Origin of the sequence: Nonomuraea sp. KM88 (assembly GCF_052245635.1) — a bacterium.
In the GTDB taxonomy this organism is placed as follows: Bacteria; Actinomycetota; Actinomycetes; order Streptosporangiales; family Streptosporangiaceae; genus Nonomuraea.
In genome coordinates this window covers 207,471-222,317 of the sequence record NZ_JBQQCC010000008.1, presented here as the reverse complement: position 1 = coordinate 222,317, position 14,847 = coordinate 207,471, and the positions used below count along the sequence as shown (strand labels likewise).

Annotated in this window: 18 protein-coding genes; 3 read left to right on the top strand and 15 right to left on the bottom strand. The window is 70.7% G+C overall.

The genetic code is table 11. The features are described 5' to 3' along the window. Positions 1-7 precede the first annotated feature (7 nt). Positions 8-367 (bottom strand): helix-turn-helix domain-containing protein, encoded by a 360-nt coding sequence (locus ACTWPV_RS24640; protein WP_443153595.1) that lies wholly within the window; start codon positions 365-367, stop codon positions 8-10. On the opposite strand from ACTWPV_RS24640, the gene ACTWPV_RS24635 reads away from it, so the two are divergent. Then, entirely contained in the window at positions 366-689 is a 324-nt protein-coding gene (locus ACTWPV_RS24635) for a helix-turn-helix domain-containing protein (protein WP_443153594.1), read from the top strand. The genes ACTWPV_RS24640 and ACTWPV_RS24635 overlap by 2 nt on opposite strands. Before the next feature lie 138 nt (positions 690-827). Here the strand turns inward: ACTWPV_RS24635 and ACTWPV_RS24630 are convergent, their stop codons facing one another. Genes ACTWPV_RS24630 through ACTWPV_RS24620 form a run of 3 tightly spaced genes read right to left on the bottom strand, consistent with a single transcriptional unit; the run spans position 828 to position 1,809 of the window. Beyond that, positions 828-1,052: a DUF397 domain-containing protein gene (locus ACTWPV_RS24630; protein ID WP_443153593.1), complete on the bottom strand. Its 225-nt coding sequence runs from the start codon at positions 1,050-1,052 to the stop codon at positions 828-830. Next, complete coding sequence (locus ACTWPV_RS24625) at positions 1,039-1,539, bottom strand: DUF5753 domain-containing protein (protein WP_443153592.1); 501 nt, start codon at positions 1,537-1,539, stop codon at positions 1,039-1,041. Before ACTWPV_RS24625 ends, ACTWPV_RS24630 begins: the two co-directional genes overlap by 14 nt. Before the next feature lie 33 nt (positions 1,540-1,572). Further along, positions 1,573-1,809 (bottom strand): helix-turn-helix domain-containing protein, encoded by a 237-nt coding sequence (locus ACTWPV_RS24620; protein WP_443153591.1) that lies wholly within the window; start codon positions 1,807-1,809, stop codon positions 1,573-1,575. Positions 1,810-2,085: 276 nt separating this feature from the next. On the opposite strand from ACTWPV_RS24620, the gene ACTWPV_RS24615 reads away from it, so the two are divergent. Continuing rightward, complete coding sequence (locus ACTWPV_RS24615; RefSeq protein ID WP_443153590.1) at positions 2,086-2,481, top strand: ATP-binding protein; 396 nt, start codon at positions 2,086-2,088, stop codon at positions 2,479-2,481. 210 nt (positions 2,482-2,691) lie between these two features. Here ACTWPV_RS24615 and ACTWPV_RS24610 read toward each other — a convergent pair whose 3' ends face one another. The 10 genes from ACTWPV_RS24610 to ACTWPV_RS24565 form a co-directional block, all read right to left on the bottom strand. Next, entirely contained in the window at positions 2,692-4,113 is a 1,422-nt protein-coding gene (locus tag ACTWPV_RS24610) for a pyridoxal phosphate-dependent decarboxylase family protein (RefSeq protein ID WP_443153589.1), read from the bottom strand. Between the two features lie 23 nt (positions 4,114-4,136). Next, a complete protein-coding gene (locus ACTWPV_RS24605) occupies positions 4,137-4,766 on the bottom strand; it encodes a TetR/AcrR family transcriptional regulator (RefSeq protein ID WP_443153588.1) in 630 nt (209 codons plus the stop codon). Between the two features lie 77 nt (positions 4,767-4,843). Beyond that, entirely contained in the window at positions 4,844-6,022 is a 1,179-nt protein-coding gene (locus ACTWPV_RS24600) for an ABC transporter permease (RefSeq protein WP_443153587.1), read from the bottom strand. After that, entirely contained in the window at positions 6,022-6,723 is a 702-nt protein-coding gene (locus ACTWPV_RS24595; RefSeq protein WP_443153586.1) for an ABC transporter ATP-binding protein, read from the bottom strand. Before ACTWPV_RS24595 ends, ACTWPV_RS24600 begins: the two co-directional genes overlap by 1 nt. Continuing rightward, complete coding sequence (locus ACTWPV_RS24590) at positions 6,716-8,491, bottom strand: peptidoglycan-binding protein (RefSeq protein ID WP_443153585.1); 1,776 nt, start codon at positions 8,489-8,491, stop codon at positions 6,716-6,718. Before ACTWPV_RS24590 ends, ACTWPV_RS24595 begins: the two co-directional genes overlap by 8 nt. Before the next feature lie 12 nt (positions 8,492-8,503). After that, the gene (locus tag ACTWPV_RS24585; RefSeq protein ID WP_443153584.1) at positions 8,504-9,373 is read right to left on the bottom strand and encodes a hypothetical protein; all 870 of its coding nucleotides are present in this window, start codon (positions 9,371-9,373) and stop codon (positions 8,504-8,506) included. 33 nt (positions 9,374-9,406) lie between these two features. After that, entirely contained in the window at positions 9,407-10,318 is a 912-nt protein-coding gene (locus ACTWPV_RS24580) for a hypothetical protein (RefSeq protein ID WP_443153583.1), read from the bottom strand. Then, positions 10,315-10,638, bottom strand: a complete 324-nt coding sequence (locus tag ACTWPV_RS24575) for a PadR family transcriptional regulator (RefSeq protein ID WP_132511346.1) — start codon at positions 10,636-10,638, stop codon at positions 10,315-10,317. Before ACTWPV_RS24575 ends, ACTWPV_RS24580 begins: the two co-directional genes overlap by 4 nt. Positions 10,639-10,686: 48 nt before the next feature. Next, positions 10,687-13,224 (bottom strand): glycoside hydrolase family 9 protein, encoded by a 2,538-nt coding sequence (locus ACTWPV_RS24570; protein ID WP_443153582.1) that lies wholly within the window; start codon positions 13,222-13,224, stop codon positions 10,687-10,689. Positions 13,225-13,352: 128 nt separating this feature from the next. Beyond that, on the bottom strand, positions 13,353-13,997 hold the full coding sequence (locus ACTWPV_RS24565) for a TetR/AcrR family transcriptional regulator (RefSeq protein WP_443153581.1): 645 nt from the start codon (positions 13,995-13,997) through the stop codon (positions 13,353-13,355). Between the two features lie 131 nt (positions 13,998-14,128). Here ACTWPV_RS24565 and ACTWPV_RS24560 point away from each other — a divergent pair, with 131 nt between their 5' ends. Then, positions 14,129-14,551: a Dabb family protein gene (locus tag ACTWPV_RS24560; RefSeq protein ID WP_347647891.1), complete on the top strand. Its 423-nt coding sequence runs from the start codon at positions 14,129-14,131 to the stop codon at positions 14,549-14,551. 44 nt (positions 14,552-14,595) lie between these two features. On the opposite strand, the gene ACTWPV_RS24555 is transcribed toward ACTWPV_RS24560, so the two are convergent. Further along, positions 14,596-14,820 carry a hypothetical protein gene (locus ACTWPV_RS24555; RefSeq protein ID WP_443153580.1) on the bottom strand — a complete coding sequence of 75 codons (225 nt, stop codon included), beginning with the start codon at positions 14,818-14,820 and terminating at the stop codon, positions 14,596-14,598. Positions 14,821-14,847: the final 27 nt, after the last annotated feature.

Sequence of the window (14,847 nt, the reverse complement as noted above, 5' to 3'; positions counted from 1 at the left end):
CTGCGACTCATACGTTCGCGAGCTGTCGGTGATGCACCGTTAGAGGCTCGACTTCAGCGGTGTCGTCGTTGTCGACGACGAGTTCGACGCGGAACCGAACCCCCATTGCCGCACCGAGGCGCAGCAGTGTCGCTATGTCCGGGATGCCGCCACCGCCCTCGATGCGAGACAGGGCGGGTTGGGACATCCCAGAGCGCTCCGCCACGACCTTCTGCGACAGGCCTCGGCGCTTACGGATCTCACGTAGCTGGTATCCGAGCTCCAGGTCACGGCCCGCCTGCTCGTATTCGGGATGAGGCTGCACATCCGCTTCCATCTCGCGCAGACGCTTGGCCTTGTAGGTTTCCCAACGGCTGTGACCCATCATGCGCTCCTCTCTGAAAGAACTCCGACCTGGGACCGTGCGCATCCTCTTCGCCTTCGATCCGTGGCGATTTAGCATCCTGCTGGTCCCGGGTGCTAAGTCAGGGCAGTGGAACGCCTGGTACAGGCAGGCTATCCCGCTCGCACGCGGGCTGACCCAGCAGGACATCGCCCAGCGCATGGGGGTTACCAAAGGGCGCGTATCGCAGATCGAGCAAGGAAAGATTTCGGGGCAGGACGTTCTTGCCCGGTATGCCACTGCGCTCGGCGGTCGGCTCCATCAGTCGATCTACTTCGACGACGGCGACATCGCTGCCATCGCCTGAACCCTGAGCGATGAGCGGCGGGTGCGGAAGTTGGAGCCTGCGGGCCGCCTTGCTCGGCGGGCGACCTCGCAGGAGCTTGTTGCAGGCGTGCTGATCGTCACACAGCTTGTGCTGGGCACTTTGTTGATCGGGACAGGGCTAAAAGTCGAATTCGCCGAGTTTGGCGCCGCCGATGAAGGCGCGGAAGACGTCGCCGCGCAGGACCATGGGTGGAACGTCAGGTTGTTCGGAGTCGCGGATGGCGTATCGGTCGCCGCTCAGCTTGGCCGCGTATAGACAGTCGCCGCCGCTGGAGCCGGAGAGGGTTGATTTGGTCCACTGCGCGGCTTCAAGCTCGGCGCCGAGTTCGTCACTGATGTTCATACCGTGCCGCCACCTCACGTATCAGTCGCTGACTCATGTGTATGGGATGCGCCCATTTGTGAATAGCGTCGTATCTGACACTAACGCGCCGCACGGCTTCCTCGTGAGCGGTTACGGAGCCGTGCGCGGCGTCTTCGAGTGAGATGTGGTCCGGTATGCCTTCGCTTCGGGCGAGGGAGAAGCCTCCCAGCAAGCCTGCGGTTGAGCCTACGTCCAGTGGCACCACTTGGATCGAGATGTTAGGGCGCTCGGCCATCGCCAGCAGGTGCTCCAACTGCTCCCGCATGACTTCTTTCCCGTCGACGGGCCGGAGGAGAACGCATTCGTCGAGCACCGCCCAATACATAGGCGGATCGTTGCGCTCGAACACGGACTGGCGCCGTAGCCGGGTCTCGACGGCTTCCTCGATCCACTGCTCGGTGGCTCCCGGTTCGGCGGCGAGGATGGCTCGTGCATAACGCGCAGTCTGGAGAAGGCCGGGAACCACGAGGGGCTACCACGTGCGGATCGTGTGGGCGCTTTATTCCACGGCCGGCCACTCGCTGAACCACTTCGGCACGGACATGACCCGGGTGTTGGGCAGGAGCCGGAAGAGGTCGCCGTTCAGGCCGAGGGCGGACTCGACCGCGATGGTGAAGCTCTTTGTCGGCTTTCGCTGGCCGCGTTCGACCAGCCCGATGAGGCTTTCGCTGCACGAGACGATGTTTCCCAGGGCCACTTGGGAGAGGCCGGCGGCAGTGCGTGCATTTTTCAGCACAACGCCGTAGGTGGGTGTTTCAGGGGGCGGGGGGTTGGAACTGCTCGTCCAAGGTCATGCCGGGGATCCTCTGCGGAGCAAGCGCACAGACAATGGCGGCACAGGTCTGTTCCAGCACGGACAGTCATGTGCTGATTACAAATTAGCGATGGAAGGTCACTCTGGGAAGGGGTTCAAGGACGCGAGAAAGGTGTTCAGGCTCATGCTCAAAACCCCGACGGGTCGAAAAGCTACACACGGGAAAGACCGGACGTATCCCTCTGGAGGGAGACGACGTTGCGGTGCGCGGGGCGTACCTCGTGGCAGGCCCGCCAGGCGATCGGGTTGTGGCTTGCCGACGCCCCCGCCGTCGTGCGGGCCGACGCGCTCCAGATCGTCGCCGAGCTGGTGGCCAACGTCATCCAGCACGTGCCGGGCGGGTCGGGGCGCGACTGGGTCAAGCTGCGGCTGGGGTTCGGTGCCGGGTTCGTACGTCTGGAGGTGGTCGACCCGGGCACCCTGACGTCGGCGCCGTGTTTCGTGCCCCTCCGGCCGGTGTCCATGGAGGAGGCCGGCCGTGGGCTGGGCATCGTGGCGGGGCTCAGTGCCCGATGCGGCGCGTACGTCGCCGAACGTGGTCGCCGCGTCGTCTGGGCCGAGCTGGCGACGGCCGGTGCCGTGCCGGAGACCTGATGGAGAGGGCGTTCCCCGGGTGGACGATCATGGAGGGGTCCGGGGGCGGCTACATCGCCTTCCGCGCTGTCCTCGTGCCCCTGGACCGTGGGCTTTCCAACGTACGGTGCGGTGCGACCCTGGCCGAACTGTACGAGCACCTGGAACAGGAACGCTGCCCGCAGGCGATGCGCGCGAGCCGAAGGCAGTTCGGCGGCAAGGCCTCCCCGCCTACGAGCCGTAGATGACCGACAGGAAGCGCACCAGCACCGCCTCCCTGGCCGGAGCGGGGAGCGCGTCCAGGACGGCGTTGACCGTCGCCATCTCCGGCTGCCCCGCCCCCGGCCGCAGGTCCACGCCCACCGACGCGGCCAGCTCCGCGAACGCGGCGTCGTCGAGGGCGTCCAGGTCGAGCCCCGCCACCAGCTCCACCAGCCCGTCGGGCAGCATGATCGGGCCGCGCAGCCGGGCGGACTCGGCCGACTCGGCGATGACCTTCAGCATGGCCTCCACCCCTGCCATCGTCACCCCCGTGACCGTGATGTGCAGGTTGGCCGGGATGCCGGCGTAGGAGAGCTGCGGTTGCAGGAACCAGCCCCGCGCCCGGGCCTCGTCCGCCAGCACGAACACGTCGATCCCGTCCCCGGCGAACGCCACCAGCGACGACTCGGGCTCGCCCAGCACGCGCAGCCCGGGGATCGCGGTGATTCCTTCGCGCAGCCTGGCCGTCGCCTCCAGCGTGGCCCGGCCGAGCTCGACGTACCCCTGCCTGCCGAGCGCCTGCAGCGTGGCCCACGCGCCGCCGAGCGGGCCCGCCGACCTGGAGCTCTGCACGGTCGCGTTGATGATCGTGTAGCCGGGCCAGGCGGCCGAGGCGAAGTACGCCCTGCGCCGCATCGCCGGGTCGGCGAACAGCACCACGGAGGCGCCCTTGGGGGCGTACCCGAACTTGTGCAGGTCGCAGGAGAGGGACGTGACCCCGGGCACGGACAGGTCGAACGGCGGGACCGCCGCGCCCGCCTCCCGTAACCACGGGAGCAGCCACCCGCCGACGCACGCGTCCACGTGGCAGGGAACGCCCGCGCCCGCGGCCACGGCGGCGACCTCCTCGATCGGGTCGACCACCCCTTGGGGGTAGGAGGGCGCGGACGCGACCACCATGATCGTGTCGGCGTCGATCGCGGCCTCGACGTCGCGGGCCCGCACCTTGTACGTCGCCAGGTCCACGGGCACCGGCACGACCTCGATCCCGAGGTAGTGCGCCGCCTTGTGGAAGGCCGGGTGGGCGGTGACCGGCAGCACGAGGTTGGGGCGGGAGCTCCGGGCGGCGTCGCGGGCGGCCTTGACCGCCAGCATGATCGACTCGGTGCCGCCGCTGGTGAAGATGCCGTGGCCGCCGCCGAGCAGGTCCGCGACCGCGCCGACGACCTGCCGCTCCATCTCGACCACGCTGGGGAACGCGGTCGGGTCGAGGCAGTTGACCTCCAGCATCTCGGCGTACGCCCGCGCCGCCGCCTCGCCGATCTCGGGCCGTCCGGTGTCGTAGACGTACGCGGTCACCTGGCCGCCGCGCACCGGTAAGTCGTTCCCCTTGAGCCTGGCGATCTCGCTCAGCAGGTCCTCGGCCGTCCGTCCGGTCAGGGGGAGGTTCACGCGGGCTCCTTCGGGGGCGAAGCTCACCGGGGGTCGCCGGGCAGGCCGAGCATGCGGTGCAGGGTCAGGTGCAGGTGGGCGCGGAAACGGCGCAGCACGGCCCGGTCGCCGGCTCCTCTGCGGCGGCCCTGGTCGTCGAGCACTCCGCCCTTGGCGAAGCCGTGCACGGACCAGACGACCGTCCACATCGCGTATTCGAGGTCCACTCTCGCGTCGATCAGCCCTGACTCGGCGATGGGACGCATGGTGGCGGCGACCGCGGCGAAGAGCGGCTGCACGTAGCGGCGCTCCAGCTCGGTGATGTCGCCCGCGTCGGAGAGCCATCGGTGCATCCACAGGGCGGGCACCTCGGGGTTGTCCACGCAGAAGTCGAGGTAGTCGTCGACCAGCCGGTGGATCCCGGCGGCGGGGTCGTCGCCGGGCAACCGGTCGAGCGCCTGCTCCAGGGCCGCCTTCTCCGCCAGGTGCGCGCGTTCCATGACGGCGAGGTAGAGCTCGCGCTTGCCGCCGACGTGGTAGTTGACGGTGGCGATGTTGAGCCCGGCCGCGTCGGCGATCTGGCGCGTCGAGGTGCCGTCGTAGCCCAGCGCGGCGAACAGCTGCGTCGCGACCTTGAGGATCTGCGCGACCTGTGCGGTCTCAGCAGGTGGCATGCTACCGAACGTAGTTCGGCCGCCACGTTTCAGTCAATCACTTGATGGAGAATCTACCTCGGCCGCCGTCCTGTGCGTCACCTGAGAGCGTCCACCGGCTCCATTCTGGCCGCGCGCAGCGCCGGGTAGAGGCCGGCCAGCAGCCCCACCACGGCGCCCGCGACGGGCGCGGCGATCGCCAGGCGCACGTCCAGGAGCGGCGTCCACTGCTTGGCGGCCGAGACGGCGACCACGGTGACCACGCCCAGGCTGGCGCCGATCACGCCTCCGGTCAGCCCGATCAGCGTCGACTCCAGCAGGAACTGGGCGGCGACGTGCCGGCGGGCGGCGCCGAGCGCGCGGCGCAGGCCGATCTCCGGTACGCGTTCCATGACGGTGACCAGGGTGACGTTCGCGATGCCGACGGCCCCCACGACAAGAGAGACCAGGCCGAGGATGAGGAAGAGCGCGTTGACGTCGTCCTGCGCCTGGTCGCGGGCCCTGGTGGGGCTGGGCGGGGCGACCACCTGGAGCATGTCGCCGTTCCCCGGGCTGAGCGCGGCCGGCGCCTGCCCGGCGATCAGCCCGGCGGCGCCCAGGGTGGTGTTGACCAGCACCCGGGTGACGTCGCGCAGCCCCAACTGCCGTCCCGCGGTGGGCGGCACGATCACCGCGGTGCTCAGGTTCCGCTCGCGGCGCAGGTCGCCCATGACGCCGATGACCGTGTACGCGTGCTTTCCGATGAAGATCGCCGGTGACCGGTCGAGCCGGGTGACGCCGAGTGCCCGAGCCGCCTGGTCGCCGATCACCGCCACGCGGTCGCCCCGCCGGATGTGTCCCGTGTCGTAGAAGCGGCCCTGCACCATCCGGCCGCGCGCCGCCTCCGGCAACCCGGTCGTCGCGGACAACACGGTCAAGGACTGCGTGGTGACCCTGGTCGGGTCCACGATGTCGTTGGAGCGTACGGACAGGTTCGTGCTGTCCTTGCTCTCGGACACCGCAGCGGCCGACTCCACGCCGCGCAGCCGGGTCAGCCGGTCGATCGCGTCCCACTCCACCAGCGGCTCGAACTCCGACTCGGGCACCTCCACGGTGATGGCCGTGGCCACCAGCGCGTCGAAACGGCCGACGATCTGGTTGCCCGCCGTCGCGGCCACGCCGAGCGTGACGACGAGCGTGGTGATGCCGAGCACGGTGCCGAGCGTGGTGAGGGCCGAGCGCACCGGCCGGGCGAGCATGCCGGCGACGGCCTCGCCGATCAGGTCGCGTACGCGCATCAGCCCTCCTCGACCAGCACACCGTCGGTGATGCGCACCCGTCGCCCGGCCCGCGCGCCGACCTCCTGCTCGTGCGTGATGACCACGATCGTCAGCCCCTGCCCGCGCAGCTCGTCGAACAGGCCGAGCACCGCCTCGGTGTTGCGGCTGTCGAGGTTGCCGGTCGGCTCGTCGCACAGCAGCAGCGACGGCTCGCCCATGAGGGCTCTGGCGATGGCCGCCCGCTGGCGTTCGCCGCCTGACAGCAGGCCGGGCAGGAAGCCGGCGCGGTGGGCGACGCCGACCCGCTCCAGCGCGGCCATCGCCCGTTCGCGCCTGCCGCCGCGCCCCTTCCTGATCGTGCTGACAGCCGTGCGGGAGCGGTAGATCTCGGCGAGCATGACGTTCTCCACGACGCTGCGGTGGGACAGCAGGTGGAACGACTGGAAGACGAAGCCGATCCGGTCGCCGCGCAACCGGGTCCTGGCGCCGTCGCGCAGGGCGGTGGTCTCGGCGCCGTCCAGCCGGTAGCTGCCCGAACTGGGCCGGTCCAGCAGCCCGAGCACGTTGAGCAGGGTGGACTTCCCGGAGCCCGACGGGCCGGTGACGGCCACGTAGTCGCCCCTGCCCACCCTGAGCGTGACGCGGTCGAGGGCGCGGACCGGCGGCAGGGCGGGGAAATCCCTGCACACCTCCGTCAGCTCGATGACCGGTTCAGCCACCGCTGACCACCACCCGGTCGCCCTCCTCGAGCTCGCCGGTGATCTCGACGTTCCCGTCCGCGGTCAGGCCCGTGCGCACCTCGACGTCCTTGGTCCTGTCGGGCGCGTACTCGAGGCGTACGCGGGCCCTCCCGTCCGCCGAAGTGATCACCGCGGCCACCGGGACCACCAGCACGGGCTCCTCGGTCGCCCCCACGGTGACCCGCGCCGTCACCGCGGTCCCCGCCTTGAGCCCCTTGCCCTTGGCGGGAGTGAGCAGGATCGATACGGCGCCGTCCGGGGGCTCCTCGCCGCCCGGCACCTTGGCCTGGTCGCCGACCGCGGTGAGCGTGGCCCGGTACGTCTTCCCCGTGTCGAGCTCGATGCTCGCCTCCATGCCCGCGCGCAGCAGCTCGGACTCCGCCGCCTCGACGCTCGCGGTCACCATGAACGACGAGCTGGTCACCGTGGCGACCTCGTCCTCGATCCGCTGCCCGGCCTTGACCGACACCTTCTGCACCCGGGCGGGCAAGTTCGTCAGGAACACCACCTCACCGGGCGGGACGGAGGTGCCGTACGCGCGGGCGTACTCGGCCAGCATCGCCCTGGCCGCCGCCACGTCCTTCCTGGCGCCCGCCACCTTGAGCCTGGTGGGGGAGAGCTGCCGGGCCTGCCGCAGCGCCTGCCGGGCCGTGACCAGCGCCTCCTTGGCGGTGCGCACGGCCTTGCGCAGCTCCTCCAGCCGCTTCTCCCTGGCCTGCCGCGCCTTGTCCAGGACCCGGCCGCGCGCCTCGTGGGCGGCGGCGAGGTCGGCCCTGGCGTTCTCCACCCTCATCCGCGGCACGCTCGTGTCGGCCGGTGGCCGGGTCGCCGCGACGACGGGCGTCCCGGACGTGGGCGTGGCCGTGGGGCCGGGGGTCGCCGTGGGCCCGGGGGTCGGCGGTGTCCTGGCCGCCTCCAGCGCCTGCTCGGCCGCCGCCAGCTTCTCCTCCGCCGCGCGCACGGCCGCGTCGGCCGCCGCCAGCTCGGTCTCGTCCTCGGGCGTCAGCCGCTGTTCCTCGGCCTTCTTCAGCGCCCGTTTCGCGGACGTCATGTCCGCCTCGGCGTTGTCGAGCTTGACCTTCAGCGGCAGCACGTCGCGGCCCTGGTCCAGCGCCTTCTCCTCGGTCGCGAGGGTCTCCCGCGCCGTCTGCACGGCCTTGCGCAGGGTGTCGTACGCCTGCCGGTCGGCCAGCGTCGGCTCCTGGGCCTCGTACCCCTTCTTCGCGTACATCCTGGTGAGCGCGGCGATCGTGGCGCGGTCGAACACGCCCGTCAGCGGGCCGCCGAAGCCCAGCCGGCGCAGCGCCCGCTGCAGTTGCCTGACGTCGTCGCCCTCGCTGCCGGGCGCGATCGTGCGGTGCATCGGCACGGAGCCGCGCAGCGCGAACACCGGGCGGCCGTTGACCTCCATCAGCACCGCGCCCTCCTTGATCCGGCCCTTGCGCGGAGCCCGGGTCGCCCGTTGCAGCCCTGACGCGCCGCCGACCGGGTCCGCCACTGGGCCGCCGACCGCGCCGGCCAGGCTGATGGGCAGGGGCGAGCCGTACTCCAGGGTGCCGCTGGTCGTGACGGTGCTGACGAGCTTGCGGCGCTCGACGGCGGCGGTGACGAGCGAGGGCCTGGGCGCGGCCCTGCGGGCCGCCTCGTCGGCGGGAGAGCGGAGCCGGGTGCTCAGCGTCCAGCCCACGGCGGCGATGACGACGACGCCGGCGACGACGCCGGCGAGAAACCTGCGTGAGGATTTCATGGCGCACGTGCGTCAGAGGGCGAACTGGTCGTCCACCTGCTGCTTGAGCGTGGTCTGGCGTGGTACGTAGGCAGGATAGAAGTCCTTGCCGCACTCGAGGTCGTCGAGCGCGGCCTTGATCTCCTTGGTCAGGTACGGCTTGGCCTGCTGGGGAGTCAGGTCGGGCCGTGGGGAGCCCTTGTCGCCCTTCTGCTTACGAGCGAGCGCTGTCGCCTGTTCCTGGAAGGTGCGCTTGCCGCGGCTGTCCAGCGCCGTCGGCTTGGTGTCGCTGATCGTGTAGCCCTTGCTCTTCAGGCAGGTGGCCATGGACGTCGCCAGCTCCGTCAGCCCGGGGTCACCGTCCAGATCTCGCGCCAGCAGCCGCTTCTTGGTGAGGCCGGACTGGTTGAAGTAGTCGATGTTCGACTCGATCTCCAGGCCGAGGGCCTGCTTGGCCGCCTGGGAGACGCAGGCGTCCTGGGCCTTGCGGTAGGCCCTCATCTGGGCTTGGGAGAGCGAGGCCACCACCTTGGCGTTGGGATCCGGGTACTCCTCGGCCTCCGCCATCGCGGCCGAGAGTCCGATCTCCTTCGGGTAGACGAACTCGGAGAAGACGCCGAACCCGTATTTCTTGCGATATTGGCGCATCGCCTGGTAATCGCCGGAGTTGCGCTTGCGCTCCTCCTCGGACGGCTCCTCCTCCGGCTTCACGTAAGGCACGTACTTGAAGCCCTTCTGCTTCATGCAGTCGGCCTTGGCGGCTTCGAACTGGTGCTTCCTGTCCTTTGCGCCGGCGGCACTGGCCGTCGGCGAGGGCCGGGCGCTCTCTGCGGTGCCCCCGCAGCCGCAGAGCAAGGCCGCCGAGAACGACATGGCGAGAACCAGGCGTGATCTCTTCAACATGGCGGAGACCATACTCCGTTCCACGAAGCATGGTCAATCCAGGATGTGCCGCCGTTGCCGTAAGGGCGCGCCGGCGGCCCAGAGCGCCAGCACCGCGAGCACGCCCCAATAGGCCAGGTGCTGCCTGGTCAGCTCGGCGGAATGGGCGGCCAGGTCACCCGACGCCACCGCCAGATAGATCCCCGCCCCCAGCGCCCACCGGTAGTCGCGCGCCAGGTAGCCGCCCCCCGCCGCCAGCCCGAACGCCGCCGCCTCCACGGCCATCCTGCTCAGGGAGAGGGAGAACGTGCTCTCCTCCGCCATCCACTGCGGGCCCGACCACGCGGCCGCCACGGCCGCCGCGCACCACCACCACGACCTGGCCCGCAGCGGCCGCCCGCGCGCGGCCAGCACCCCCAGGCCGGCCAGAGTGACCGCGTAGCCGCCCGCCACCACGTAGGGGTCGCTGTCGGCGAACAACGCCTGATCGCCGAGCGGCGACGGGTAGACGGGCAGCAGCGTGAGGTCGAAGATCTGCCGGCCGCCCGCGATCGCGACCGCCTTCATGCCGACGACCAGCGTGAGCGGGATCGCCGCCCACGCCCACCCGCGCAGGACGGCGACCAGGGCGAGCGCCGACGCCGCCGTCCACAGCGGCATCGCCCCCGCGTACGGCAGCAGCGCCGCCGCCTGCAACGCCGCCAGGGCCGTCACGCCCAGGTGCAGGCCGTCCTTCCATGGGTTGCCCGTCGCCAGGTGCACGATGCGGCTGCGCACGCCGCCCGCCAGCAACCCCCACGCCTCCCTCGGCACCGGCACGGTCCTGCCGGGGCCGGCCGACTCCAGTAACACGTCGAGCAGCTCGTCACCGTGCGCCGCGCGGTAGGCGCGCGGATAGGCCCGCAACAACCTGCGGTAGCGGCGCTCCAGAGCACTCATGGCGGCCGCGGGCGGGGCGGCGGTCATGTGCTGGACGGCCGCAACACGAGCGAGGCGGCCTCCTGCATCCGCCTCGCCTCCGCCTCCACGAGTGCCTGGCCCTCGTCGGTGATCCTGAAGTAGCGGCGGTTGCGGCCGTTCACCGTCTCCTCGCGGTCGACGGTGATCACTCCGCGCTCGTTCAGCCGCTCCAGGATGCCGTAGAGGGTGCCGACCGAAGGCTGCACCCTGCCCGCGGACAGCTCCTTGATCGACTTGCTGATCGCGTGTCCGTGCAGCGGGCCCGCGCGCAGGGCGGTGAGCACGAAGTACATCGGCTCGCTGACTTCAGATGTTCCCCTCGGCATGGGGCGACAGTATTCCGTTCAACGGAGCGTGTGCAACGGCTCCGCCCGTCACGCGCAGCGCTCGCCGTTCAGGTGGAAGACCTCGGGGGCAGGATCCGGGCCCGCGCCGCGGGTGCCGGCGAACCCGAACGTCACCGACCTGCCCGGCTTGATCCGGTCGTTCCAGCCCAGCCCCGTGGCCGTCACCACCGAACCCGACTGCGCCAGCTTCACGCCCCAGCCCTCCTTCACGCGCTGGCCGCCGAGCCACGACCAGCGCAGGCTCCAGCCGTCCACGCTCTGCTTGCCGGTGTTCTCGATCACCACCTGGGCGATGAACCCGCCAGGCCACGAGCCGTGCCCCGAGTAGCGCACCCGGCAGTCGGAGCGCCCGCCGCCGTCCGCCAGGAACGCCGCCACCCACGCCAGCGGGGCGTTCCAGTTGATGGTCAGCTCGTTCGTCGCCCACGACTCGATGTCGTCGATGTAGCAGAACTGCGGCTTGCAGCCCTGCAACAGGCGTTGCGCGACCGGGTCCTGGATGGCGGAGTTGGGGCCGCCGGCCAGCGTCCCGCGCGGAGGGTTCGGCAGGGCGGGGTCGAGCTGGCGGGCGTACCAGCGGCTGTGCTGGTTCTTCGAGGCCACCTCGCCGTAGCCGGTCACGTACGACTGGTTGAGCGCGTTACGGCCCAGGAGGTAGTCCATGCCCTCGCGTACGGCAGCCAGGTACCTCTCCCGCCCCGTCAGGTCGTAGGCCGTGGCCACGACGACCAGGTTGTTCAGCACCAGGTTGTTGGAGCCCCAGTCGAAGTCCGGCGGGTTGTACGGCAGCCCGTACGGGTGCGCCTTCTGGACGGCGAGATACTTGTCCGCCCCCTCGATCACCGACTTGCGCACCCGGCCACGGTCGGGGATGGCGTTCGGCACGGTCGCCAGCTCCAGCCGGCCCAGCTGCGCGGTGTTGCCCCAGTCGAACCCGCGATCGCGCCAGACGTCGCCGGTGTGGTGCGGCGATCCCAGCACGAACTCCTGGAACTCCTTCTCGCCCGTGGTGATGAACAGCTCCGCCGCCGCCCAGTAGAACTCGTCGCTCACGTCGGCGTCGTTGTAGGCGCCGCCGCCCACGCCGTCGGCCGGGTCGGCGTACCGCTCCGGGTTCGCCTTCGCCGCCGCCCACGCCCTGCGGGCCGCCTCCAGGTTCCTGGCGGCGAACGCGGCGTCGTACGGCGCGAACAGCCGCGCCGCCTGCGCCGCCGTCGCGGCCAGGTTGAGAGTGGCGGCGGTCGACGGCGGGTGAAGCTCACGCGGCTGCGGGTCCAGGTGCGGCAGCAGCGGCAGCCCCGTCCAGTTCTGGTCGTGGATCTTGTGGTGGGCCATCCCCGCGTCCCGCTCGCCGTCCGGCACCTGCATGCTCAGCAGGAACTCCTGCTCCCAGCGGGCCTCGTCCAGCACGTCGGGGACGCCGTTGCCGCTCTCCGGGATGTCGAGCTGCCCGTCCTCGAACGCCGCCTTGTTCCGCTCGTACGCCGACATGAGCTGGTGGACCGAGATGCCGCCGTTGACGACGTACTTGCCGTGGTCGCCGGCGTCGTACCAGCCGCCCTTGACGTTCAGCGTGTAGTCGCAGACGCCCGGCTGGCACGGCACCTCGACGTCGCCCTGGTTCGGCGCGACTCCGGCGTGGCCGGCCGGCCTGCCGTAGCCGGGCCGGAGGGCGTCGAGGATCTCGATGCCGCTGCGCTGCGTGTAGTAGAACTTCAGCGCGTCGGCCGGCAGCTCGTCGTAGAGGCCGGCATCGATGTCGAACGGCCGGCTGGCCTCGCCGTCCGCCGTCACCGTGTAGCCCTTGCCCGGCTTGCGGTAGGAGCTGAAGTCGAGGGTGTGCACGTTCTCGCCAGAGCTGGCGTCCACGCCTCTCGGCGTGGTCCTGCCCCTGGCGACGGTCTTCTTGTCGGTGTCCTTGAGCTCCCACTCCAGTGCCGTGGTTTCGGTGGTGACCACGGTGGCCTTCTTGGGGCCCGCCGGGAGGTAGCCGACCATGTTCACGCGCACGCGCGGTCCGGTGTCCGGTTCGTACTCCTCCGGCTCGGCACCGCCCTTCAGCGAGACGTCGTCCATGCAGAACCTCCATGGCTCGGCGCTGCCGCCCAGTTGGAAGACGACCTGGGCGTCGGGCAGCGACACGGGTGCGGTGAACGTGTAGGAGTAGTCGTCACCCGAGACGCTGAGCTCGGGGGCGGCCGACAGATACTGCGTCCACGGGTCGACCGGGAGCTGGATCAGCGCGCGGCCGACCTTGGCGGGGGTCGCCGAGGCGGCGAAGCGGTACGCGTACGTCTCGCCCTCCACCAGCGGGATGCCGTCCTGGCCGATGATCACGTCCCACGGGTTGGCGGTGCCGCCGGGGATGTCGGCGCACAGCCGGCCCTCGTCCACGGCGAGGGTGAGGTTGGCGGTGCCCCACCAGGGAGCGGTGCCGGCGTCGAAGGCGCCGTTCACGATCTGCTCGGGTCCCTCGTCGGCGTGCGCCGCCGTGCCCGGGTACGCGGCCGGGGACAGGGCGACCATGGTGAGGAGGGCCAGCAAGGCGGCCCGGCATCGGGTCATGGAGGTCCTTCGATGGAGGGTGGGAGCGCTCCCAAATGGTGCGCGCCCTGATACTGCTTTCCCGTCCGCCACCCCGTCAACGCTCCGGCGACGCCCGGCGCCATCGCCCCCGGAAGGCCATGAAACTTTCAGGCCTGGCTGATGCCCGCCGTCCGGGCGCCGGCGCCCTTGAGGACGAAGTCGGCCGTCTTCTCGAGGAACGCGTCGTCGAGTGGACGGCCGAGCATGAGCAGGCGGAAGTAGAGCGGTCCGGAGATCGCCTCCAGCAGGAAGTCGGGATCGGTGCCGGGCGGCAGCTCGCCGCGTTCGACGGCGCGTACGAGCATCGCACCCGACGCCCGGAAACGTGCCGGCCAGAAGGCGTCGAGGAGTTGGTACAGGTCGGAGTTCTCGGCGGTGCGCGGCCCGGTTTCGCGCAGGAGCGCGGCGATCCAGGGGGTCTGCAGCCCGAGCCGGATCTCCTTGAGCAGTTCGAGGAGGTCGCCGCGCAGGGTGCCGGTGTCGGCCGGGGGGAGGAGCTCGCCGCGGCGCTCGATGAGGGCGGTGGACACGAGGCCGACCTTGTTGCCCCAGCGACGGTAGATCGTGGTCTTGTTGACGCCCGCGCGTTCGGCCACGGCGTCGATGCGTAGCGCGCCGTAGCCGACCTCGGCCAGTTCGGCCAGGGTGGCGTCGATGACCGCTTCGCCGACGCGTGCCGTGCGGCCTCCGGGCCGGACGGTCGCCGCGTCGGCGTGCAGGTGCTGGACGTCTTCGAGCGGATCTCCTGCCACGGGGACAGGTTAGGGCGCTGGCCGCCATAGGGACAAGTTAATGCACCAATGGGTTGCGCTAGCGAGGGCGACGATCTATGGTCTACAAACGCAACAGCCGGTTGCATCAAGGTTCGCGTGAGGAGAACGCCGTGATCTACCACCAGGTCCGTATGGCCATGAAGCCCGACGCCCCCGCCGATCAGGTGCGGCACGCGCTCGACCTGATGCGCGAGCTCGGCGAGAAGCTCGACGCCGTCGAGTTCCACCTGGTCGGGTGCGACTTCGGCGGTGAGTTCGACTACGGCGCCCTGTACGCGCTCAAGGACATCGACGCCTACCGCACCTACATGTACGACCCGCTGCACCGCCGGATCGACGCGCTCGGCCTGCCGCTGGTGGCCGACATGGTCTCCTCGGACCTCACCGACGACCCCGACCCCGACATCGGCGCCAAGATCGCCCAGGTGCACGCCGACCGCTTCAGCGATCACCCCGAGCTGCGCCACCTGGTCGAGAACCTCGGCTCCTACGAAGGCAGCGGAGTCGACGACGGAGGCCCCGAGCCCGCGTGAGCAGGCGGACGCCGGCCGTGCCCCCCTACAGGAGTGACGTCCCGTCAGCGGCGCGTGGGGCCGAGGCGCCGGATCAGCTCCGTCGCCTGGTGGCGGTCGTAGGGCACGGCCAGGCGCTCGGCGGCCGCCCCTGCCTCGATCGCCGCCTTCCTGGCCGCGCGCTCCCTGCCGGCGGCGGCCAGCACGAGCGCTCGGGCCCAGCCGATCCTGGCCGCCGCGCCCGGCGTGCGTGACAGGTAACCGGCCAGGTGGGCGTGGAGCCGGTGCACGGCCGAAGGCGGGCGCGTCGCAGAAGG